The organism is Bacillus sp. 196mf (assembly GCF_003217275.1).
Lineage (GTDB): Bacteria > Bacillota > Bacilli > Bacillales > Bacillaceae_G > Bacillus_A > Bacillus_A thuringiensis_S.
On sequence record NZ_QJTG01000003.1, the window covers coordinates 296,465 to 318,396 of the forward strand.

Sequence of the window (21,932 nt, forward strand, 5' to 3'; positions counted from 1 at the left end):
ATCTTAGGTAATACTAAGCGGACTAGCAATCGATATTATTGCTAAGAGTGGTATGAGTAGCTATGCTATTTATGCAAACTGGGTGGTAACACGGTGAATAATCGTCCCTATGTCTATCGTAGACATAGGGGCTTTTTTGTTTTTAAAAAATAAAGGGGATGACAAAAGATGAATATTATTGATGAATTAGAATGGCGTGGCGCCGTTAATCAGCAGACTGACGAAGAAGGTTTACGTAAGCTAGTAGAAGAGAAAAAGATTTCACTATACTGCGGAGTTGATCCGACTGGTGATAGTATGCATATCGGACATTTGATTCCGTTTATGATGATGAAGAGATTCCAATTAGCTGGCCATCATCCTGTTATTTTAATTGGCGGGGCAACAGGAACAATTGGTGATCCGAGTGGACGACAATCGGAGCGTCAACTTCAAACGTTAGAAGTGGTTCAGCATAATGTAGATGCGTTAACAGCACAAATGAAAAAGCTATTTGATTTTGGCGGAAATAGCGAAGTGAAGATGGTAAATAACTATGATTGGACACATGAAATAAATATTATTGAGTTTTTACGTGATTACGGGAAAAACTTTAGCATCAATAGCATGTTAGCGAAGGATATTGTAGCAAGTCGTTTAGATACAGGTATTTCTTTCACAGAATTCACGTACCAAATTTTGCAAGCGCTGGATTTCCATCATTTATACACGAAAGAGGATGTTCAACTTCAAATTGGTGGTAGTGACCAGTGGGGAAATATTACGAGTGGTTTAGATTTAATTCGTAAGTTAGAAGGTCATGAGGCGAAAGTATTCGGATTAACGATTCCGTTATTATTAAAATCGGACGGTACGAAGTTTGGTAAATCAGCAGGTGGTGCGGTTTGGCTTGATCCTGAAAAAACGACACCGTTTGAATTTTACCAGTTCTGGGTAAATACAGATGACCGTGACGTAATTAAATACTTGAAATACTTTACGTTCTTAACGAAAGAGCGTATTGATGAATTAGCAGCGAAGGTAGAAGCGGAACCTCATAAACGTGAAGCGCAAAAAGTGTTAGCGGAAGAAATGACGAAATTCGTTCATGGAGAAGAGGCATTATTACAAGCTGAGAAGATTACAGCAGCGTTATTTAGCGGGGATATTAAATCGTTAACAGCTGATGAAATTGAACAAGGCTTTAAAGAAATGCCAACGTTCCAGTCTTCAAAAGAGACGAAAAACATCGTAGAGTGGCTAGTCGATTTAGGAATTGAACCATCTAGACGCCAAGCACGCGAAGACATTAATAATGGTGCGATTTCTATGAATGGTGAGAAAGTAACAGATGTGGGTACGGATGTTACTGTAGAAAATTCATTTGATGGCAGATTTATTATTATTCGTAAAGGGAAGAAGAACTACAGCCTTGTGAAGTTAGGCGAATAGTTTGTGTGAAAGGATGGGAGTAGGAAGAATACTTCCATCTTTTCGTATACACAATTTGGACATAAAATAATCAGTAAATTTAGATAATTAAAAGGGTTATATTATTCTTTTGCCGAATAAATAAGTTAGAGAAAATTACGGATAAAAATAGCCCGAACCATGCTGGGCATGATTCGGGCTTATATTCAGATTAGTAAGCTAAGCTGAATAGACCTTTAATGTGTGATAAGTAACGAACGTTACTTGCTTCTTTCATTAATGATGCTGGTAAGCCTTTAAGTGGAGTATTGCTTGCTCCAATTGTAGCAACCGCATCTTTACGTCCTAGACTAGCAAGTGTTCCAGAGTTTACAGGTGCGAACTCTTCGAATGCTTTGCCTTCTAGTGCTGCGTATAAGTTGTATCCAATTAACTCACCCATTTGCCAAGCGATTTGTGCAGTTGGTGGGTATGGACGTCCGTCTGGAGCGAAGACAACTGCGCTGTCTCCAGCAACGAATACGTCTTTGTGAGAAGTAGATTGTAGGTATGCATCAACTGTTGCACGTCCACGGTTAACTTCAAGACCTGATTCACCGATTAATGGGTTACCTTGTACGCCGCCTGTCCAAACGAATGTGTTAGCAACAAGTTTTTGACCGTCTTTTAAGTCGATTTCATTGCCAGCAACGTTTGTTACAGGAAGACCAGTTAAGAATGTAACGCCGCGTGCTTCTAGGCTAGTAGTTGCACGTTCGATTAAGTGGTCTGGTAATACTGGAAGGATTTTTGGACCTGCTTCAACAAGAAGAAGTTTAACTTCTTTTGGATTTACGCCGTGGCTTTTTGCAAGTTTAGGCATAATGTCAGCAAGCTCACCAACTAGCTCAACGCCAGTTAATCCGCCACCACCGATTACGATTGTAGCATCAGCTTCGTTTTTCGTTTTCGCGTATTCACGAATACGGTCTTCAACGTGTTTGTAGATTTTGTTTGCATCAGCAGCAGATTTTAATACCATGCTGTTTTCTTCTAGTCCTGGAATACCGAAGTAAGCAGTTTTACTTCCTAAAGCAACTACAAGTGCATCGTAAGATAAAGTAGTGCCACCAGCTAGTTTGATTTCTTTGCTATCAACTGAGAATGACTCAACTGTTGCAATTTTAAGATCGATATCTTTACCTTTGAAAAGCTTTGTAAGTGGCATTGCAATTGCTTGCTCAGACACGTTACCAGCTGCTAGGCGGTGTAATTCAGTGATGATTTGGTGTGTTGGGTATTGGTTAATCACTGTAACTTGTGCTTCTGATTTGCTGTAATATTTACGTACGTTTAAAGCGGCAAGAAGACCGCCATAACCAGCGCCTAAGATGACAATTTGTTTTGACATAGTATGATATCCCCCGTCTTTACTAATTGTTGTTATAAGTTAAATTATTTATTGTTACGTTCTGCACTAATTTGAAGATATGCGTTCACAAAGCGGAACATTTTTTGTGCTTGTGGATCTTTTAGTAATTTTAACAGACCGAATAGGCCGATAACTTCGTTGCTTTCGTCAGCACGATCTTTCGCTTCGATTGCAGTTGCAGCCATGCTTTTCACTGTATCTTTTACAGGTTCTACAAGCTCTGTAATTGCACCAACAGTGTCGCTTTTTAATACTTCATCAGTAGCAACAGTTTGAGCGAAGTCATAAGACTTAGTTAAAATGTTAACAAGCTCAGTTAATTTTGGAAGCTGTTCTACTAGTGTTGTTAATGATTCTTGTACCTCAGGTTTTAACAACTGATCAAGTACATCAAGTTGTCCTTGGCTAGCAGAAATTTGTACAGTTTCTTGTTCTGGCTTTGTTTGAGTCATAGTTTCTGGCATCTCCAATTCTCCTTTACGATAGCAATACTCTTATTTTTTATAAGTAAGATAGTAAACGTTTACGAAACTTTATGCAAAGTTTCACAAAACACAATAAAATGCCTTTAAATTTATGACAGCAAGTAAGCTGCAAACATAAATCTAAAACCATAACGTCTTACTTATTATTTATGAACTGTCCGATATATGGCTTGTCCGCATAATGGAAAAGCTCCGTTACCGGAAAGTGTATATAATATATATCCTATATTATATACTATATACACCTATGTTAACATAAAAATGATTCCTAATTATTTGATATTGAGTGTATAACGTAGTGCTGACAAGGTATGAAAGCGTATAAAATATTTTGTTTCAGTTAGAAATGTACATATATATATAGAAAAAAAGGAAAAAACGAACAAATTCATGTTCATTTTTTCCTTTTTCCTATTATTCACCTTCTGCAATTAGCATCGATGTGTTACCTTCTTTTTCAAGATGGCATTCGCCCCAAGAACAAAGAGAGTCAAGAATGGATTCTAAAGACCAACCGTAGTCGGTAAGAGAATATTCTACTTTCGGTGGGACTTGGTTGTATACTTTTCTTTGAATGACCCCGTCGTCTTCTAATTCACGTAATTGCTGCGTTAACATTTTTTGTGTAATACCAGGCATTGAGCGTTTTAATTCACTCGTTCTCTTTGTACCTTTCGTTAAGTGACAAAGAATAACAACTTTCCATTTGCCGCCGATAACTTCTAAAGTCGCCTCTACAGGAATATTGTATTTCTTCATATGAACCCCTCCCTTTTTGAGTAAAGTAAGTTTAATAATACAAATGTTACTTTTTAGTACCTATAGCACTTTAAAGTACGTACTTTTTATTATGTTAAATATGTTTCATAATAGCACATGTAAGAGGCAAATGAGTAGTACGGTACCAAAAAGTGACTATGTTACTTTTTAGTGCCTATCGTACTTTAAAGTGCGTTCTTCAAAAAAGGAATGAAACCATTCATAATAGCATTTGTAAGTATGAAATATATTTTTTAGAAGATAAAAGGGCCTTTTTATCATACTATTGTGATTGGATTTCTTGTAATAAGGAGGAATTCAATTGAGTTCATATACAGTACCATCTTCGGAAGCTCAGACGAGCCGAAGAAGTATGTTTGCTTTATTAGCGCTAGCAATTAGTGCGTTTGGGATTGGTACGACCGAGTTTATTAGTGTCGGTTTACTACCATCTATTTCAAAAGATTTAAATGTTTCGGTTACAACAGCCGGTTTAACGGTTTCCTTATATGCGTTAGGAGCAGCGGTAGGAGCTCCTGTTTTAACAGCGTTAACGGCTAGTATGTCGCGAAAGACATTATTAATGTGGATTATGGTTATTTTCATTATTGGTAATGGCATTGCGGCGGTAGCAACAAGCTTCACTGTATTAATTATCGCAAGAATTGTATCTGCGTTTGCACATGGTGTGTTTATGTCAATTGGATCTACAATTGCAGCTGCAATCGTACCAGAGAATAAACGTGCTAGCGCAATTGCGATTATGTTTACTGGATTAACAGTTGCGACTATTACTGGTGTGCCAATTGGAACATTTATCGGTCAAGAGTTTGGCTGGAGAGCGTCATTTATGGCGATTGTCGTAATTGGAATTATTGCTTTCATCGCAAACAGTATACTCGTCCCATCTAATTTAAAAAATGGTGTACCTGTATCGTTTCGTGATCAATTTAAATTAATTAAAAATGGAAGACTATTACTTGTTTTCATTATTACTGCACTTGGATACGGTGGTACATTCGTAACATTTACGTATTTATCACCCCTATTACAAGAAGTAACAGGATTTGAAGCAAGTACCGTTACTATCATTTTATTAGTGTATGGAATCGCAATTGCGATAGGGAATATGGTTGGCGGGAAATTATCGAATCATAATCCGATTCGAGCGCTATTTTACATGTTCTTTATTCAAGCGATCATATTATTTGTTTTAACATTTACAGCGCCATTTAAAGTAGCTGGATTAATCACAATTATTTTCATGGGACTATTCGCATTTATGAATGTTCCAGGGCTACAAGTATATGTAGTTATATTGGCAGAGCGCTTTGTTCCAAGTGCGGTTGATGTTGCTTCAGCAATTAATATTGCCGCATTTAACGGAGGAATCGCTTTAGGTTCTTATATAGGTGGCCTCGTAACGAATTCGTTAGGATTAATCCATACTGCTTGGGTAGGCGGTCTTATGGTAGTAGCCGCTGTTATTTTAACAGCGTGGAGCATGACATTAGAAAAAAGAGATCAAGTAAAATAAAAGGAGAGAAAATAAAATGAAAAACTTACAAAGTAAAACAGTATTAAGTAATGGTGTAGAAATGCCTTGGTTCGGTTTAGGTGTATTTAAAGTAGAAGAAGGACCAGAACTTGTAGAAGCAATTAAATCAGCAATTAAAGCAGGATACCGTAGCATCGATACAGCTGCAATTTACGGAAATGAAAAAGCTGTAGGTGAAGGAATTCGTGCAGGTATTGAAGCGACTGGCATTGCAAGAGGAGAATTATTTATCACTTCAAAAGTATGGAACGCAGATCAAGGATACGAAGAAACAATTGCTGCATACGAAGAGAGCTTAAAGAAATTAGAACTAGATTATTTAGACCTATATCTTGTTCACTGGCCTGTAGAAGGAAAATATAAAGATACGTGGAGAGCGCTAGAAACACTTTATAAAGAAGAGCGTGTACGTGCAATTGGTGTAAGTAACTTCCAAATTCATCACTTACAAGATGTAATGAAAGATGCAGAAATTAAGCCAATGATTAACCAAGTAGAATACCACCCTCGTTTAACACAAAAAGAACTACAAGCTTTCTGTAAAGAACAAGGTATTCAAATGGAAGCATGGTCACCACTAATGCAAGGTCAATTATTAGATAATGAAACATTACAAGAAATTGCTGAGAAACATGGTAAAACAACAGCACAAGTAATTTTACGTTGGGATCTTCAAAACGGAGTAATTACAATTCCAAAATCAACGAAAGAACACCGCATTATTGCAAATGCTGATGTATTTAACTTTGAATTAACAAAAGAAGACATGGAAAAAATCGATGCGTTAAACCAAAATCACCGCGTTGGTCCAGATCCTGATAACTTCGATTTCTAAGATTAAAGTAAGAAAGAAGAGTGTGTAAAAGCACTCTTTTTTTGTGCATAAAAATAGTTTCTAAATAAATACTACTTAGTATTAAGTTTGTGATAAGGGGCTGTAAACATGAATATAAAGCAATCGTTCAAGATTTTAGCTATGTTTTTAAGTGTTTTATTTGTGTTATTCCCGCTTCAAAAAGCATTTGCAGAAGTTATGGACCATACAAAGTATGAAATGAATTGGAGTTATAGTAAGTCAAAGAAGAAACCAATTCGAACAGAGCTTATTAAAACGGCAGATGGCAAAATTGCTTTTTGCTTAAATGTAGATTTGAAATCTCCAAGCGGTCAAGATTTACCGGAAATGGGGAAAGTGGATATTAACGTATACCGTGTACTATTGAATGGATATCCACAAAAGAGTCCACAAGAATTAGGTGTTTCTGATTGGAGAGAAGCACATTACGCAACGCAGCTTGCAGTGTGGAATGCGTTAAAACAAATCGATATTAATGATTTAGATTTCCGCAATAAAAATGTAGAGAAAGTAACGAAAGACATCGTTGCAAAAGCAAACGCTAGCGAAGAGTTACAAGAAATTACGATGAGTGTAACTCCTGCAGAAGAACAAGAAGCAGTATTAAAAAATGATTTCTTTGAAACAGGTTTATATACGGTAGAAACAAATGCAAAAAGCGGAACGTATAAAGTGCAAGCAACAGGTGCGCCAGCGGGCGTGAAATTTGCAAATGAAAAAGGCGAAACAAAAACAGAATTTAATGTAGGAGAGAAGTTCCGCATTTTAATTCCGAAACAAACGCCAGCTGGTGGATTTAGCTTTAAAGTATCAGGAAATTTAACGAAACTACAAGGAATTGCGCATAAAGGTACACCGACTATTCAAAATGCAGTAGTATTACTTGAGCGTAGTGAAGAAAAAACAAGTCCAGAGTTAGCGGTAAGTTGGAAAAAGGCTGAGGCTCCAAATAAACCAAATAAGCCATATACTCCAAATGAACCGCATAAACCGAATCAATATAAAAGGTAAGGATGAAAGCATTGGTGTTAACCAATGCTTTTTATATATGAGTTTTAAAGCTATATCAAAATAATTATTTACTATATAAAACGCTGTTTTAATGATAGGAAAACTATTTAGAAATAACAAAATATAATAAAATCTAAACGTAACGATTAATAGATTAAATTCACAAAATTGTAACATTATTCTAATTGAAAAGTCTATCAAACAAAGTGTAAAGCGTGTACAATTCATTTGGAAAAACTACCTATAGATGGTCATATATGAAGAAAATGTAAGATGATATTGTTGTTTTTATTTTTAGATGTATAGATGACAAGACTAAAATATATCATTTACTATACCCTTTTTATGTAGAAAGAGAACTCATCACACGAGGAAAGAAGTGAGGAGGATACAGTACATCAAAATTTTATAATATAAGAAAGCGAATACATAGGAAGAAATGCGGTAGCAATTGATATAGGTGCGCGAAGTGTTAGCCTATTCATTACATGTTTTTATAAAAATAATAGGATTTCTTATTAAACGAATATATAGGGTAGTTTCTTTAAATAAAGGAACAGGGGACACAGATTATGTCGAAGAAAAAGACGAGTAGGGTATTAGTAGCTGGTGCTTGTTTAGTTACGTTATTAACGCCATATGGACTTGAAGTACCTAAGGTGTATGCAGAGATGACGATGGAAGATAAGGAGAAAGAGCAAGAAGAGCGAGTGTATCAATTGCTGCCAAAAGGTAATGTAGAAGAGATGCGTGAGTTGCATCAGCGTCGAATGAGTTTTTCTCCTTATGAACCAACGGGCATTTATGTAAAGCCGGGTGAAGAAGTAGTTATTCAAGTAGAAGGGACTCAACAGATTAAAGCTTATATTGGTACATATTCTTATGAAAAAGAAGAACCTAAACAATTCAATTTAAATCCTGGTGAGAATAAAATTTCTTCTTCAAATGGGGGACTATTATACTTTTATAATTATCACAACACAGGAGAAGTAGTCGCTAAAGTGAAAAAAGGTGGTACAACAAATCCTTTATTTATTTTAGGAAAGCATACGACAAAAGATTGGAAACGTATGTTGGCAGAGAATCCTGATCCATATGCAATAGAAATGAAGGGAGAAAATAGTTTATTAACTATGCATCCTGAGACTGTAGCGGAGCATTTAAAACAAGAAGATCCAGCTGCGTTATTAAAGAAACACGATGAAATAATTAATATAGAACATAAGATATCAGGTTTATCAAAAGGTGGTGTGGGTGTTGCGAATCAAGGTAAACATTCCATTCATTTTGTTGAAGACTGGTATACGGACAATTATATGTATGCGACTTATTATCGAACAGCTTATAGTAAAGGGAATTTAGGGCCAGTACTAAATCTAGAAGAGTTAACTAATGATGGATGGGGGCCTTGGCATGAAGTGGGACATCAACATCAACAGAATACTTGGTTATGGGATGGACTTGGAGAAGTAACCGTTAATATTTATTCTTTGGCAGTTCAAACTACATTCGGGCATAAAACAAGGTTAGAGCAAGAGGGGCGCTATGAAGCTGCATTTGCTTATTTAGGTAAACCAGATGCACAAGAAAAGATGGATGTATTTGAGAAATTAGTTATGTTTTGGCAGTTACATTTAGCTTATGGGGAACAATTCTATCCGAATTTACATCAAATGTATCGTTTGTTACATGACACAGAACTGCCTAAATCTGATGAAGAGAAAAAGCAGATGTTTATTTATATGACGTCAAAAGTGGCAGGACAAAATTTAATTCCTTTCTTTGATAAATGGGGATTATTTGCAAATGATGCTACGAGAGAAAAGATTGAAAAATTAAATTTACCAAAATTAGAAAAAGAAATATGGTTATCTACAGATAGCAATCCAATTCGTGAAAAACAAACTGAGTTATATGAAGTTCCATATGGCGAGCCAAATAATGAAAAAATACAAAATGTAGTAATCGGTACTACACATGATGAGAAAAAAGCAAAGGAACTTGTACAGAATTTAGGAGAAGGTGTAAAGACAACAGGTGTGATTATGCAAGATAAGCCTGAAGTTGGAGAAAAAACTGTAAAAGTAGAAATTGTAGATGGAAAAGGAAATAAGAATTTTATTCCAGTTGTAGTGAATGTTGGATATGGGGATAGCCTACTTGTATATGGATTGAAATATACCGGGGAGGGAGACTTGAAGTCAACCGTAACTCTACACCATGGTACAAAAAAATTTAGTGCAACAGATACAAAAAATTTAATTCACGATTATTTTCAAGATGAGAAGTATTTTGAATTTACACTGTACGATAAAGAGGGAAAAAAGAAGAAAAATATAGCGGTAAAAGGGTTGGAGAATACAGAAGCTTTTGCCAAGGAAGTAAATGGATTAGCATTTGAATATGGAGATGTGGTGAAAGTATATCATGCAGAATCTTCACGCTTACATTGGTATCAAAAGGGTTTATATGTGGGAGAAGGAAAAAATAAAGAAATAAAAGAATTATTCTTCAAAATTACTGAAAATGGATTTGAGAGATTAAAAACATTGCAAGAAGTAACAGCAAAGCCACAAACAGTAGTAGTCGGAACAGAAGTAGAAAAGCTAGAAGCGAAAAACTTTGTTGAAGTGAAAGACGGAGAGGTAATTGGCTTTGTAGAAAAGCCAACTACAACGAAAATCGGAAAACAAACAGCCAAAGTAGAAACGAAAGATCGTTTTGGAAATAACCAAGTAACAGAAGTACCATTAGAAGTGGTTTATGGAGATAGCATTGCATATGCAGGATATAACAATGATATTGCTTCAGTGGTAACGTTAAAGCATGATGAGAAGAAATTCCATGTGACTGATATGAATAGCCAGATTCATAAGTATTTTAATAAAGAGCTATACATGGGAATCACGTTATATGATGGAGAAGGAAAAGAGAAAAAACGTGTAACAGCAGAAGGACAAGAAACTTCAAAAAACTTTGCAGAACAAGTGAATGGTACGCAGTTTGAGTATGGAGATGTAGTGAAAGTATTCCATGCAGAACCAGATCGTTTGAAATGGTATCAAAATAATACTCTTACTGGTCAAGGTAAGAAAAAAGGAACAAAAGAACTATTCTTCAAAGTGACAGAAAAAGGTTTCGAGAAAATGGATATGTTGCAAGAAGTAACAGCAGTACCACAAAAAGTAGTTATTGGAACTGACGTTAAAAAATTAGAAGCAAAAGATTTTGTTCAAGTGAAAGATGGAGAAGTAATTGGATTTGTAGAAAAACCAATTACGACAAAAATCGGTGAACAAAAAGTAAAAGTGGAAACGAAAGATCGCTTTGGTAATAAAAAGGTGACAGAAGTTCCATTAGAAGTGATTTACGGTGATAGTATTATGTTCTTCGGTACAAGTTATGGAGGAACAAATATTAAATCGGTTGTCACGTTAAATCATGAAGAAAAGAAATTCAGTACAACAGATTCAGAAGGTCCAATGCATACTTCATTTGCAGATGAGAAGTATATGGCGATGACTGTATACGATAAAGATGGAAAAGAGAAGAAAACTCTATCAGTAAAAGCATCTGAAAATACAAAAGGATTTGCGGAACAATTCAACGAAATGACGTTTGAATATGGAGATATAGTAAAAGTATATCAAAAAGAGTTTGATAGATTTAAAGTATATAAAAAGAATGAACTAGTGGATACACAGTATGGTGTTCATGAAGTGATCTTTAAAGTGACAGAGCAAGGTTTCGAGAGAATGGAAGCTCAACAAGAAGTAACGGTAGTACCGCAAAAAGTAGTAATTGGGACAGAAGTTGAAAAATTAAATGCAAAAGATTTTATTCAAGTAAAAGGTGGAGAAGTAATTGGATTTGTAGAAAAACCAATTACGACAAAAATCGGTGAACAAAAAGTAAAAGTGGAAACGAAAGATCGCTTTGGAAATAAGAAAGTGACGGAAGTTCTCCTGGAAGTAACATATGGAGATAGCTTACTTGTATATGGGTTAAGCTATGGTGGTGACGATATGAAATCAATTGTAACGTTACATCATGATGCGAAAAAAATGAGTGCGACGGATACGAGTAATTTGATTCATGATTATTTTGGAGATGAGAAGTATTTTGCATTCACTCTGTACAACAGAGAGGGAAAAGAGAAGAAAAATATAGAGATAAAAGGGCTGGAGAGTACAGAAGCTTTTGCTAAGGAAATAAACGGACTAGCGTTTGAATATGGAGATGTGGTGAAAGTGTATCATGCTGAATCTTCACGCTTACACTGGTACAAAAAAGGTGTATATGCGGGAGAAGGAAAGAATAAAGAGATAAAGGAACTAGTCTTCAAAATTACTGAAAACGGCTTTGAAAGAATGGAAGCTAAGCAAGAAGTAACAACTGTACCGCAAAAAGTAGTAATCGGAACAAACGCTGATAAATTAGATGCAAAAAACTTTGTTCAAGTAAAAGATGGAGAAGTAATTGGTTTTGTAGAAAAACTGGATACAACAAAAATTGGTGAACAAAAAGCAAAAGTAGAAACGAAAGATAGCTTTGGGAATAAGAAAGTGACAGAAGTATCTGTGGAAGTTACATATGGAGATAGCATAGTATATCAAGGTGTTTCGAATGTAACACGTTCAATTGTTACGTTAAACCACGCTGAAAAGAAATTACATGCAACATTTACAAATGAGGAGATTCATTATCGCTTTGTAAATGAGCAGTATATAGGCCTTACGATTTATGATCAAAATGGAAATGAGAAAAAGCATGTAACGGCAGAAGGACAAGAGACTTCAAAGAATTTTGCTGGGCAATTAAATGGAACGGCATTTGAGTATGGAGATGTGTTGAAAGTATATCATGCGGAACCGAGTCGTTTGAATTGGTACAAAAAGAATGAGTTAGTTAAAAAAGAGGATGCGATGAAGGGGCAAGAAATATCCTTTAAGATTACTCAAAATGGATTAGAGCAAGTGCAATAATAAGAAAAAGCTCGTAAAACATAATGTTTTACGAGCTTTTTTTATTATTCAGCTTCAGAAACTACTGTGAAGCGTTCGTTTACGTGTTTTGGGTTTTCGATTTCATCAAGTGCTGCAACTGCGAAGTCTTCGTAACTTACGTAGCTATCACCTTTTGAGTTAACAAGAAGATTGTCTTTGCCAGCTTTGTAAGAACCAGTGCGTTTTCCTAATGCGAATAGTGCAGAAGGGCTGATGAATGTCCAAGTGATATCATTTGTTTGTTGCAAGATTTCTAAGTTTTTACCTTGGTTTTGAGCTGTTGCAAGGTATTCGCCCGGGAAACCTGGTGTATCAAATACACGTGTTGTTTTTTCTTCGTCTACAAATAAGCTTCCTGCTCCGCCAACTACAAGTAATTTTGTGTTTGGTGCACCTTTCACAGCTTCAATAAGTACGTTTCCTGCATCTACGTGAAGGTGTTCTTCGCCTGCTGGAGCACCGAATGCATTTACAACTACGTCAAATGCCTGCAAGTCGTTAGATGTAAGAGAGAATACATCTTTCTCTAAAACTTTTACATTGTCTTCTGTAATTTTTGCAGCGTTTCTTACGATTGCAGTTACTTCATGTCCGCGATCCAATGCTTCTTTTAAAATACGACTTCCTGCTTTACCAGTTGCTCCGATAATTCCGATTTTCATAATAAATCCCTCCAAAGTGTTTTGTTAAAGTGTATATCTGAAAGTAAATGAATTTGTTGTAATTAGGTTTGTTACAACCTGTTGTAATCATTATAGTTACAGGTTGGTATTTTTGTCAATAGGGTTGTTTGTGAATTTATTTTTTGTTTTAGTATGCACAGTTAGAGGGAGGGTAGTCAGTCATAAAGATATTGTTACTGTGAACCTGGCTAATATTTGGAAATTGCAAATTGTCGAAAAATGTTGATTTTTGAATGTTTTTTAAATATAATTCGTTTTATGGAGAAAAGGAGGGGGTTAATTGTATGAATATTTTAGAGCAATTTATTTCATCAACGAATACAATTCTTTGGTCATATATTCTTATTGCAATGTTAATTGGTTTAGGGCTTTATTTTTCTATTAAATTAAAATTCGTACAACTTACTCATTTAGGGGAAATGATTCGTTTAATGAGTGATGGACTAACTGGCAAGACACGTAAAAAGGGCAGCGTATCATCGTTCCAAGCATTTTGTATGAGTTCTGCAGCTCGTATTGGTATCGGGAACTTAGCTGGTGTAGCGTTAGCTATTTCTATGGGAGGACCTGGAGCTGTATTTTGGATGTGGGTTATTGCGATTATCGGTGCGTCTTCAAGTTTCGTAGAAAGTACGCTTGCGCAAATTTATAAAATAAAAGATGGCAGTGGCTTCCGCGGTGGTCCTGCTTATTATATGGAAAAAGGTTTAAATAAACGTTGGATGGGGATTTGGTTCTCTATTCTGATTACAATTAGTTACGGTTTAATTTTCAACTCAGTACAAGCAAATACAGTAACATTAGCGTTTGAAAATGCATTTGGCTTAGAGCGTTATATTGTTGGTATTGTATTAGCTGCATTAGTTGGGGTTATTATTTTTGGTGGTGTAAAAAGTATTGCACGTATGTCGGAAATGATTGTTCCGCCAATGGCGCTTATTTATATTGCAGTAGCTATTTTTGTTGTCATTAAAAACTTCTATTTAATACCAGATGTGTTTACGGAAATCTTTAAAGGTGCATTCGGTTTAGATTCAGCTGTAGGTGGCGGTATCGGTGCTGCGATGAAATATGGTATTCAGCGCGGATTATTTGCGAACGAAGCAGGTATGGGTAGTGCGCCGAACGCGGCAGCAACAGCTGATGTAACGCATCCAGCGAAACAAGGTTTTATTCAAACAATTGGAGTATTAGTAGATACATTCTTAGTATGTACATCAACAGCGTTTATCGTACTATGTTCTGGTGCATATAAAGCAACAAATTTAGAAGGTATTGAATTAACACAAAATGCATTAAGTTCACAAATTGGCCCATGGGCGAGCAGTTTCTTAGCGATTATTATTTTCTTATTTGCATTTAGTTCACTTCTAGGAAACTACTATTATGGTGAAACAAATATTGAATTTATTAAGCAAAGCAAAACGTGGTTAACAATTTACCGTATTGCGGTAGTTGGAATGGTATTATTCGGTTCTGTTGCGACGCTTCAAGTTGTATGGAATATGGCAGACTTATTTATGGGTCTAATGGTAATCACGAACTTAATTGCAATTACACTTCTTGGCCGATTTGCGTATGCAGCATTAGCAGACTATGTAAGGCAAAAGAAACAAGGGAAAGATCCAGTCTTCAGTGCAGATTCTATTCCTGGTTTAACGAATACAGAGTGTTGGGATAAGTCAGCGGTAACAGATAAAGAAAAAGCAGTGTAATTGAAAAGGTGAGCATCGAGGCAAATTCGATGCTCGCCTTTTTTGTTGTAGTAAATAATGAAAAGGGTGAGGGGTAATTATTAATATAACTTTTTTTGTTTGTTTCTCTCGTTATTATGGGGAACGTACTGCTTTAAAAGTATGACTGGTCGAAGAGGATAAGTGATTGAGTATTGGATAAATGCATGTAATAGCTATATTTTTATGAAAAAAACACGTATGTTAAGATAATTAACATACTCATGTCATAAAACCTTACATAAAGTTCTTGATTACTTAAAGTTTTTAGAATATAATTTTCTTATTGTTAGGAAGAGGGGGCAATACAAATATGGATTTTTTAGCTAGGGTAATTGGGGATGTAAATAATATCCTTTGGTCATATGTCATTATTGCGATGTTAATTGGGTTAGGGCTCTATTTTTCATTTCGTGTGAAATTTGTCCAAGTTCGTTACTTCGGTGAAATGATTCGTTTGCTTGGGGATGGAGCAAGCTCGAAAACGAGGAAAGCGCAAAAAGAGAAGAGCGGCGTATCATCATTCCAAGCGTTTTGTATGAGTACAGCTTCTCGTGTAGGTACTGGTAACTTAGCTGGTGTAGCTATTGCGATCTCAGCAGGTGGTCCAGGAGCAGTATTTTGGATGTGGTTAATTGCGGTAATTGGGGGTGCTTCTGCATTTGTAGAGAGCACATTAGCGCAAATTTATAAAGTAAAAGATGGGAATGCATTCCGTGGGGGCCCAGCGTATTATATGGAAAAGGGTTTAAAGAAACGCTGGTTAGGTGTTGTGTTCTCTGTTCTAATAACAGTAAGTTTCGGATTGATTTTTAACGCTGTACAGTCTAATACTGTAGCAGCTGCTTTTGATGGTGCATTTAAAACAGATAGCAGATTGGTAGGTCTTGTTATGGCTGGTTTACTTGCAGTTATTATTTTCGGTGGGGTAAAACGAATTGCTCGCGCGGTTGAAATGATTGTTCCAGTAATGGCAATTATTTATGTAGCAGTGGCATTATTCGTTGTTGTAACAAACATTACGGCAATTCCATATGTATTTAAAGAAATTTTCTTACATGCTTTCGGAATTAAAGAAGTAGTAGGCGGAGGATTAGGAGCTGCGATTTTATTAGGGGTAAAACGTGGGTTATTCTCAAATGAAGCAGGTATGGGTAGTGCGCCGAACGCAGCAGCGACTGCAAACGTAACGCACCCAGTTAAACAAGGTTTCATTCAAACTTTAGGGGTATTTACTGATACATTATTAATTTGTAGTTGTACAGCATTTATTATTCTTTTATCAGATGTGCATAATGCAGCTGATTTAAATGGAATTCAATTAACGCAGCAGGCGTTAAGTCAACATATCGGTCCATGGGCTTCTATATTTGTGGCAGTTGCGATCTTCTTGTTTGCATTTAGTTCATTAGTAGGTAACTACTACTATGGTGAAACAAATATTGAGTTCTTAAATGGAAGTAAAGTGTTATTAAATGCATACCGCATTGCTGTACTTGGTATGGTTATGCTAGGATCTGTAGCGACAATTCAAATCGTTTGGGATTTAGCAGATTTATTCATGGGTATTATGGCTGTTATTAACTTAGTAGCAATTGTATTCCTTTCAAAGTACGCTTTCGCAGCGTTATCAGATTATATTAAGCAAAAGAAACAAGGGAAAGATCCAGTCTTTTATGCGGAGTCTATTCCAGGTTTGAACAATACAGAGTGTTGGGATAAGCCAGCGGTAGCTGATAAAGAAAAAGCAGTATAATGAGGTGAGCATCAAGTGAAACTTGATGCTCATTTTTTGTTGGTTCAGCTATTTGTGTGAAGTGAAACTCCTGCTCATTAAAGTTTCGCTTTATAATGAAAAAGACGAACATTCATGAATGTTTCATAATAAAATGTATTTTTTTAAGAAAAGTGCGGATATGAGTTGTGATTTATGTTAGAATGGAAAATGCCTTTGAAATAAGAGGTTTTATGATCTTTCCTATCCGATTGAAGACTTTGGAGGAGAAATGGAAAGTTCGGATTATTTCTTGTTTTGAATGGTCAGACGTTCAACGTTAATGAAGAGTTAAATGGAGGATTTTATTAATGAAGTTTGTTATGTTCCTTGTAGGATTACTCGTTGTATTTGTACTCGGTTTTCTTATAAGTGCCGATCGAAAGAAGATTAAGTATAAACCAATCGCAATTATGCTTATTATTCAGCTAGCATTATCTTATTTCTTATTAAATACGCAAGTTGGTTATATTTTAGTAAAAGGAATTTCAGATGGATTTGGCGCACTTCTTGGATATGCGGAAGCTGGAATCGTTTTCGTATTTGGTGGTCTTGTTAATAAAGGAGAGGTTTCATTCTTCTTAACAGCGTTATTACCAATCGTATTCTTTGCGGTTTTAATCGGAATTCTGCAACACTTTAAAATTTTACCGATATTTATTCGTGCTATTGGTACGTTGTTAAGTAAAGTAAATGGTCTAGGAAAACTAGAATCATATAACGCAGTAGCAGCTGCCATTGTTGGACAAGCAGAAGTATTTATTACAGTAAAAGATCAATTAAGTAAAATCCCAAAACATCGTTTATATACATTATGTGCATCTTCTATGTCGACAGTGTCGATGTCAATCGTTGGTTCTTATATGAAAATGATCGAACCGAAATATGTAGTAACAGCACTTGTATTAAATTTATTTAGTGGTTTCATTATCATTCATATTATTAACCCGTACGATATTACAGAAGAAGAAGATACACTGAAATTAGAAAATAAGAAAAAACAATCATTCTTTGAAATGCTGAGCGAGTACATTATGCTTGGTTTCACGATTGCGATTACAGTAGCAGCTATGTTACTCGGTTTCGTAGCATTAATTACAGCAATCAATAGCTTGTTTGATACAATGTTCGGTATTACATTCCAAGCTATTTTAGGATATATTTTCTCACCATTAGCATTCGTAATGGGCATCCCGCAAGCAGAAATGGTAACAGCGGGACAAATTATGGCAACAAAATTAGTATCAAACGAGTTTGTTGCGATGCTTGACCTTGGAAAAGTAGCTGGTGATTTATCGGCTCGTACGGTTGGTATTCTTTCTGTATTCCTTGTATCATTTGCGAACTTCTCATCTATCGGAATTATCGCAGGTGCAACGAAAGGTATCGATGAAAATCAATCAAATGTTGTATCATCATTCGGTTTACGCCTTGTGTACGGTGCGACATTAGTAAGTATTCTATCAGCGATTATCGTTGGTGTTATGTTATAAAGTGAAACTTTAATTAGTGGGGGGAGCTTTATCCCCCGCTGATTATTAGTTGAACCAATCGGGCTTTTATGGGCAATTAATCACCCATCTAACTTCTTTGTTTTCGCTGAATGTTGAGATGGGGGTCTTACTGCCCGTTAAAGCGGGGTAAAAAAGGGTAGCTCTAGCTCATAGCTGGGGCTATTTTTTTTATGGTAAATTTGCATGAAAAAACCAATTAATTAGGAATATATTAACATATAAAAATCTTTTAAAATTTATATTGCATTTCACCTAGATAACGCTTACAATTTGATTTGTAGGTGGTATCAATTTCAGACTTTCAAGTATGGTAGGAGAGAAGAAGCTACCTTTTATAAATTGCAATTTATGTAAACGCTTACTGATTTTAGATGACAGTTGAATAGTTTTAGGGGTTTAAAATTTTTTTAACAATAATGGTCAGACGTCATTCGTTATACGTTATACGACCAATAATTCGTGGGAGAAGTGGGGGATTCACATATGAAAATAGTAATGTTTCTAGTCGGTTTACTTGTAGTGTTTGTACTAGGTTTCCTTATCAGTTCAGATCGTAAGAAGATTAAATATAAACCAATTGCACTTATGCTTGTTATTCAATTGGTACTTGCGTATTTCTTACTAAATACAAAGGTCGGATTTGTATTAGTAAAAGGGATCGCAGATGGATTTGGTTCTATTTTAAAATTTGCGGAAGCTGGGGTTAATTTCGTATTTGGTGGTCTAGCAAACGATGGACAAGCACCATTCTTCTTAACAGTATTATTACCGATTATTTTCTTAGCAGTATTAATCGGGATCCTGCAACATATTAAAGTTTTACCGATTATCATTCGTGCAGTCGGTTTCCTATTAAGTAAAGTTAACGGTTTAGGAAAACTAGAATCATATAATGCGGTAGCAGCTGCAATCGTTGGTCAAGGGGAAGTATTCATTACAGTAAAAGATCAACTAAGCAAATTACCGAAAAATCGTTTATACACACTTTGTGCATCTTCAATGTCTACAGTATCGATGTCAATTGTCGGTTCTTATATGAAAATGATTGATCCAAAATATGTAGTAACAGCACTTGTATTAAACTTATTTAGTGGATTCATTATTGTTCATATTATTAATCCATATGAAGTAAAAGAAGAAGACGATATTTTAGAATTACAAGAAGACAAGAAACAAACATTCTTTGAAATGTTAGGCGAATATATTATGCTTGGTTTCTCTATCGCTGTAACAGTAGCGGCGATGTTAATCGGTTTCGTAGCATTAATTACAGCAATTAATGGTGTATTCGATTCAATTTTCGGAATCACATTCCAAAGCATTTTAGGATACATCTTCTCACCATTAGCATTCGTAATGGGTATTCCAACATCAGAGATGTTACAAGCAGGACAAATTATGGCAACAAAATTAGTAACGAACGAATTCGTTGCAATGCTTGACCTTGGAAAAGTAGCTGGCGATTTATCAGCTCGTACAGTAGGTATTTTATCTATCTTCCTTGTATCATTTGCGAACTTCTCATCTATCGGAATTATCGCAGGTGCAACGAAGAGTATCGATGGCAAACAAGCAAACGTTGTATCATCATTCGGTTTAAAACTTGTATACGGTGCAACGTTAGTAAGTATATTATCAGCGATTATCGTTGGGGTTATGCTTTAATAAATTAAGAAAAGCAATGAGCGTAGGCTCATTGCTTTTTTTGTTTAACTTGCTTTATCCAAGTCTCTTTTAAAACGTGGTTTCTCTAAATAAGTTCCCAGTCTCCAGACATATTCCACTGGCCCCATTCGGTATTTCTGGAGCCAATAGGTGCTAACGAATAATTGAATCGTATAAATTCCGATGGTTAAAAGAATACCGAAGAAATAGCCGATTTTCCCGTATAAGCCAAATCCATATGCGTAAAAAATGGTTGTTGCGATAATAGATTGCGCTAAGTAATTACTAACGGACATTTTCCCCATGTTCGCCATGTATGTTAGTAGACGGGTTGCTTTTTTGTAATGGAATAATAAAATGATTGTGCTTCCGTAAAAGAAGGTCATAGTTACTGGTGTAAGGCCATCTTGTAACATAATTAAAACCGGGTGTTTTATGAACATAGCTAAGATTTTAATTGTAAAAGAGAAGAGACCGGTGGCAAACCATATTTTTTTGACAGCAGGTATATGTTTACTGACCTCAAATAGCCAGCCTTTTTTCCCTACATACATTCCGAGTAGGAACAGTGGAGACATAAAAATTATTGCGAAAACTGATATAAAAAATAATCCGAATGCACCGTCAATTCCCATGTAATCAAAAGGATTTTCAGTCAATCTAAAGTTGACGTGATCCATATAGCTTCCAGTTTGATGGACTTTATGTTCTTTTTCAGTATAAGGTGCGAAATCATTTATATTTGTAGATGGATCAGTTTGATAAGACATAAGTGTAGTAAGTGCGAGTAGAATAATCGCCCAAATAAGCAAAGTTTTCGGTTTTCGATTGATGAATATCATTAAAAAAATCCCGATTATTCCGTATGCAAATAAAATATCTCCCTCCCAAACAAAAGTGCCATGAATGTAGCCGAGTAGTAAAAGAATGATAATACTTCTTATGTATGTGGGGAAGAATTTTTTTCCTTTTGCGATAATACTTTTTTGTAACAAAATAATGCTAAGCCCAAATAGAAAAGAAAATAGGGATATAAAGTTATGTGTGCCGAAAAATTGAATAAACCAATTAGCGCCTTTATCAAGATCGCCAAATAGATAAGTTGGTTTTTCACTGGTGAAGAACCCAAATTGAATTAATGTCATATTGACTAGTAAAATGCCAAACAAAGCGAAACCACGAATTGCATCAACAGCTTCTACACGTTGATTCATTTTTCCTCTCCTCGTATATTCGTTTTTATATTGAAAATAATACCATTTTATATCTGACACTATGTCAAATATGAGGAAATTTAAGGTGATTTTAAGATAGAGAGCAAACAAAAAAATCACCTTAATACATGTATTAAGGTGATTGAAATATTACTCAGCTGGAGGCGTAAATGTACGTTTCTCTAATTCAGCATCTAGCATAAACAGTGCGTTTGAATCGCTTGTAATACGTTTTAGTTTTTGGATGATGCTATCGAATGAAGCTTCTTCTTCGACTTGTTCGTCAACGAACCATTTTAAGAATGTAATTGTTGCATGTTCACGCTCATCCCAAGCGATATCAGATAAGTTGTAAATACGTTTCGTTACTTCACGCTCGTGCTCAAGTGCGACTTCAAAAGCGTTTAATACAGATTCGTATTCGTTATTCGGATTATCAAATCCAGTAATAATAGCGCGCTCTCCGCGGTCATTAATATAGTTGTAAAGCTTCATTGCGTGGAAACGTTCTTCTTCAGCTTGTACAAGGAAAAAGTTAGCGAATCCATCATAGCTCTCAGCTGTACAGTAAGCAGCCATTGCCATATAAGCATGGGCAGAGTAAAATTCAAAGTTCATTTGTTCATTTAATGCGTCGTGCAATTTTTTTGATAACATAAAATCCCCCTTAGTATTGTGACAAGAATATTAGTAACTACTCAGCTTAGTTAGGAAACAAGGCATGCCAAATACATGTTTCCGATTTGAAAACATGATAAAGAAAAGACTCCAATCAGAGAATGAATCTAGATCAAATCGAGAAATTCTCTTATGAAGTCGTGATTTTCCAAGGAACCGTTCCGGTTTCTATAAC

Annotated in this window: 15 protein-coding genes and 1 other annotated feature (1 of these 16 cut by a window edge); of the genes, 9 read left to right on the forward strand and 6 right to left on the reverse strand. The window is 35.6% G+C overall.

What is annotated here, in order from left to right; translation table 11 throughout:
• Positions 1 to 112 (forward strand) — a binding site (T-box leader) (it extends 104 nt beyond the left edge of the window).
• Positions 113 to 168: 56 nt separating this feature from the next.
• Entirely contained in the window at positions 169 to 1,431 is a 1,263-nt protein-coding gene (tyrS, locus tag ATL10_RS08205) for a tyrosine--tRNA ligase (protein ID WP_075719252.1), read from the forward strand.
• A gap of 190 nt (positions 1,432 to 1,621) precedes the next feature.
• Here the strand turns inward: tyrS and ATL10_RS08210 are convergent, their stop codons facing one another.
• From ATL10_RS08210 to ATL10_RS08220, 3 genes are all read right to left on the reverse strand, one after another.
• Positions 1,622 to 2,800, reverse strand: a complete 1,179-nt coding sequence (locus tag ATL10_RS08210; protein WP_000043198.1) for an NAD(P)/FAD-dependent oxidoreductase — start codon at positions 2,798 to 2,800, stop codon at positions 1,622 to 1,624.
• Between the two features lie 44 nt (positions 2,801 to 2,844).
• The gene (locus ATL10_RS08215) at positions 2,845 to 3,285 is read right to left on the reverse strand and encodes a DUF1641 domain-containing protein (protein WP_001115309.1); all 441 of its coding nucleotides are present in this window, start codon (positions 3,283 to 3,285) and stop codon (positions 2,845 to 2,847) included.
• Positions 3,286 to 3,720: 435 nt separating this feature from the next.
• The gene (locus ATL10_RS08220; RefSeq protein WP_000760481.1) at positions 3,721 to 4,065 is read right to left on the reverse strand and encodes a winged helix-turn-helix transcriptional regulator; all 345 of its coding nucleotides are present in this window, start codon (positions 4,063 to 4,065) and stop codon (positions 3,721 to 3,723) included.
• A 373-nt stretch (positions 4,066 to 4,438) separates the two neighbouring features.
• Here ATL10_RS08220 and ATL10_RS08225 point away from each other — a divergent pair, with 373 nt between their 5' ends.
• The 4 genes from ATL10_RS08225 (at position 4,439) to ATL10_RS08240 (ending at position 12,475) form a co-directional block, all read left to right on the forward strand.
• Positions 4,439 to 5,602, forward strand: a complete 1,164-nt coding sequence (locus tag ATL10_RS08225) for an MFS transporter (RefSeq protein ID WP_179875841.1) — start codon at positions 4,439 to 4,441, stop codon at positions 5,600 to 5,602.
• Positions 5,603 to 5,618: 16 nt separating this feature from the next.
• Positions 5,619 to 6,458 (forward strand): aldo/keto reductase, encoded by an 840-nt coding sequence (locus ATL10_RS08230; RefSeq protein ID WP_098235669.1) that lies wholly within the window; start codon positions 5,619 to 5,621, stop codon positions 6,456 to 6,458.
• 108 nt (positions 6,459 to 6,566) lie between these two features.
• Positions 6,567 to 7,490 (forward strand): thioester domain-containing protein, encoded by a 924-nt coding sequence (locus tag ATL10_RS08235; protein ID WP_090978089.1) that lies wholly within the window; start codon positions 6,567 to 6,569, stop codon positions 7,488 to 7,490.
• 572 nt (positions 7,491 to 8,062) lie between these two features.
• Complete coding sequence (locus tag ATL10_RS08240; RefSeq protein ID WP_110496709.1) at positions 8,063 to 12,475, forward strand: putative mucin/carbohydrate-binding domain-containing protein; 4,413 nt, start codon at positions 8,063 to 8,065, stop codon at positions 12,473 to 12,475.
• A 44-nt stretch (positions 12,476 to 12,519) separates the two neighbouring features.
• On the opposite strand, the gene ATL10_RS08245 is transcribed toward ATL10_RS08240, so the two are convergent.
• A complete protein-coding gene (locus tag ATL10_RS08245; RefSeq protein ID WP_090978085.1) occupies positions 12,520 to 13,158 on the reverse strand; it encodes an NAD(P)-dependent oxidoreductase in 639 nt (212 codons plus the stop codon).
• A gap of 305 nt (positions 13,159 to 13,463) precedes the next feature.
• Here ATL10_RS08245 and ATL10_RS08250 point away from each other — a divergent pair, with 305 nt between their 5' ends.
• From ATL10_RS08250 to ATL10_RS08270, 4 genes are all read left to right on the forward strand, one after another.
• Positions 13,464 to 14,894 carry an alanine/glycine:cation symporter family protein gene (locus ATL10_RS08250; protein ID WP_016123726.1) on the forward strand — a complete coding sequence of 477 codons (1,431 nt, stop codon included), beginning with the start codon at positions 13,464 to 13,466 and terminating at the stop codon, positions 14,892 to 14,894.
• A gap of 331 nt (positions 14,895 to 15,225) precedes the next feature.
• On the forward strand, positions 15,226 to 16,668 hold the full coding sequence (locus tag ATL10_RS08255; RefSeq protein ID WP_000346409.1) for an alanine/glycine:cation symporter family protein: 1,443 nt from the start codon (positions 15,226 to 15,228) through the stop codon (positions 16,666 to 16,668).
• Positions 16,669 to 16,997: 329 nt separating this feature from the next.
• Positions 16,998 to 18,179, forward strand: a complete 1,182-nt coding sequence (locus tag ATL10_RS08260; RefSeq protein ID WP_000673841.1) for a NupC/NupG family nucleoside CNT transporter — start codon at positions 16,998 to 17,000, stop codon at positions 18,177 to 18,179.
• A 504-nt stretch (positions 18,180 to 18,683) separates the two neighbouring features.
• The gene (locus ATL10_RS08270) at positions 18,684 to 19,865 is read left to right on the forward strand and encodes a NupC/NupG family nucleoside CNT transporter (RefSeq protein ID WP_000706853.1); all 1,182 of its coding nucleotides are present in this window, start codon (positions 18,684 to 18,686) and stop codon (positions 19,863 to 19,865) included.
• A 44-nt stretch (positions 19,866 to 19,909) separates the two neighbouring features.
• On the opposite strand, the gene ATL10_RS08275 is transcribed toward ATL10_RS08270, so the two are convergent.
• Together ATL10_RS08275 and ATL10_RS08280 are read right to left on the reverse strand one after the other, a co-directional pair.
• The gene (locus ATL10_RS08275; protein ID WP_110496711.1) at positions 19,910 to 21,079 is read right to left on the reverse strand and encodes a DUF418 domain-containing protein; all 1,170 of its coding nucleotides are present in this window, start codon (positions 21,077 to 21,079) and stop codon (positions 19,910 to 19,912) included.
• Between the two features lie 150 nt (positions 21,080 to 21,229).
• The gene (locus tag ATL10_RS08280) at positions 21,230 to 21,736 is read right to left on the reverse strand and encodes a ferritin (RefSeq protein ID WP_000949403.1); all 507 of its coding nucleotides are present in this window, start codon (positions 21,734 to 21,736) and stop codon (positions 21,230 to 21,232) included.
• Positions 21,737 to 21,932 lie beyond the last annotated feature (196 nt).